This is a genomic window from Sphingobium chungbukense (genome assembly GCF_001005725.1).
Taxonomy (GTDB): Bacteria; Pseudomonadota; Alphaproteobacteria; order Sphingomonadales; family Sphingomonadaceae; genus Sphingobium; species Sphingobium chungbukense.
On sequence record NZ_LBIC01000033.1, the window covers coordinates 1 to 2,253 of the forward strand.

The following is a 2,253-nucleotide window of genomic DNA, read 5'->3' on the forward strand; positions in this document are numbered from 1 at the left end:
TAGCGCTGACCCAAGAGCTGCGGAGGCCAGCCTGATTACTGCCGGGCCACAGGCGCAACGGTGCGAGGTCAGCTTCCGGGTGGGGGGTCCGGGGGGAGGGCTTTGCGCCGGTGTCGATCATTACTGTTTGCGAGCGCCGCGAGGCCAAGGGCCTCGATGCTCATGTGCCGCTGATCCTGCGCGACGACGCGCTGTATGATGCCGATCTGGATCGCTTCTTTCTCGATCTGCCGCTGTCGGGGGTCCGCTCGCGGCACTCGCTTCGCGCCTACGCCTATGATGTCGTAGTCTGGCTCCGTTTTCTCGATGCCTGCGGCAAGACCGTGTGGGCTGCGACCCGCGACGATGTCGACGCCTTTCATCGTGAGCGACGCCGCGACGAGGCCGATCACCGGATAACGGCCGCAAGCTGGAACCGCGCCGTCGCCAGTCTCGATCGCCTTTACCGATGGGGTGAGCAGCACGGGCTGATCACCGACGCGCCGTTCAGCCGCCGCGCCGTGTGGCGACCGGCGCATGGTGGCCGTCGCGGCATGATCGCGGCGCGCAATGACGCCTATGAACGTGTTGCCAGGCGATCGGATGTGCGGTTCGTCACGATGGACGACTACCGCATTTTCCGCGAGGTCGGCCTGCGCGGGCTCACCCCTGACGGCACCGAGCGGCCCGGCGCGCGCGACCGTAACGGGCTGCGCAACGCGCTGTTCGCCGATCTTCTCGTCACCACCGGCCTGCGCCTCGAAGAGGCGTCGGGCTTGCTCACCGCCGAGCTCGCGGCGATCGACTGCGCGGACGGTGATGCCCAACAACTTTGGCTGCCTCTCCCGCCGCCGCTCACCAAGGGCGATCGGGGACGCAGCGTTCTGGTCCCACGCCGGCTGCTTCGTCAGATTGCCGCCTATGTCGCCGTCGAGCGCGCAGCGGGCGTGGCCAAGTTCGCCGCGCGCGATGGCGCGGCCCGCTTCGAGCGACCGATCCCTGTCACCCGCGCCGGTCTCGACCGCATGCGCGATGTCTGCACTCCGGAGGAACGATGCCGCCTGATCCTGTACGACGAGGATGGACCGCCCCGCGAGCCGGCGGCGCTGTGGCTGACCGAGGTCGGGCAGCCTGTCCGCCCCAACTCGTGGGAGGTGATCTTCACCCGCGCCTGCAAGCGGTGCGCGGAGAACGGCTTCCCGCTGTCGATCAACCCGCACCAGCTTCGCCACACATTCGCAGTTCATATGCTCGCCTTGCTGATCCAGCAGCGACTGCGCGAAGCGGCATTGCCGGCGGGGCCGGTGGAGAGCTACCGGCTGATCCTCGGGGACCCGCTGCAACAGGTGCAACGCCTGCTCGGCCACGCAAGCCTCACCACCACCTATATCTACCTCGACCATATCGCGACCCGCGCCGATACGGTGGATGCGGCGGTCGAGGAGCTGCTCGCGCTGCTGCCGGGACCGCAGGGCGCATGAGCGGTCGTCCCCGCAAGGGCCGGCCCGTCGCCTTCGCGCCGATCACGCCGGAGCCCGTGCAGCCTGATCCCGTGCTCGGCCTCAAGTTCACCATCGAGGCGCGGCATGGCGGGACGGTCCTGGTCGATATGGCCGCACTCGATCCTCGCCCACTCGCCATCGCCTTCGCCGGCGCGCTGCGTCGATCGGCCGCGCTCGGAGGACCGATCGGTGCGGCGAGCGTCATCAAGCAGTATGTAAATGCCTACCGCCTGTTCTTCGCCTGGCTTGGCGACGAAGCGCTGAACGTGGCTGGTGTCAGCGACCTGCGCGCAGTCCATATCGATGGGTTCGCCTCCGCGCTCGACCAGCGCGGGATGGGCGCGATCCACCGGCACATAACGGTCGGCAAGATCGTCAACACATTGCGCGCGATCGAGGCAGACCGGCCCGATCGGATCGCGCCCGACCTGCATGAGCGGCTGCGCTACACGCTGGCCACATCGGCGGGCCGCTCGACCCCGCGCGATGCTTATAGCCCCTTCGTCGCCCGCACGTTGCGCGACGCCGCGAGGGCCGATGTCGAAGCGATATTCCGCCGTCTCGGCGCCGACGACCGCACCGATGAGAGCGACCCAGCCATCGCCAGGGCGCGCGCCGATGTCGAAGCGATCATCACGCGGCAGGGCTTTATCGTCGTAGACCATCCGGCGCTGAAGAGCCTCTATTTCATGCGCATGCGGCGCGGATTGCCGATCAGCACGCTCATCGACGATCTGCATGGCCGCCATCACCTGCTTGCGCGCGATCTGCC

At 68.0% G+C, this 2,253-nt stretch carries 1 protein-coding gene and 1 pseudogene; both read left to right on the forward strand.

Annotation, left to right across the window (positions count from 1 at the left end; translation table 11 throughout):
• Positions 1-110 precede the first annotated feature (110 nt).
• Positions 111-1,460, forward strand: a complete 1,350-nt coding sequence (locus tag YP76_RS26375) for a tyrosine-type recombinase/integrase (protein ID WP_046766336.1) — start codon at positions 111-113, stop codon at positions 1,458-1,460.
• Positions 1,457-2,253 (forward strand): annotated as a pseudogene (locus YP76_RS26380) (hypothetical protein); the annotation flags it as partial. The gene YP76_RS26375 and the pseudogene YP76_RS26380, both read left to right, overlap by 4 nt.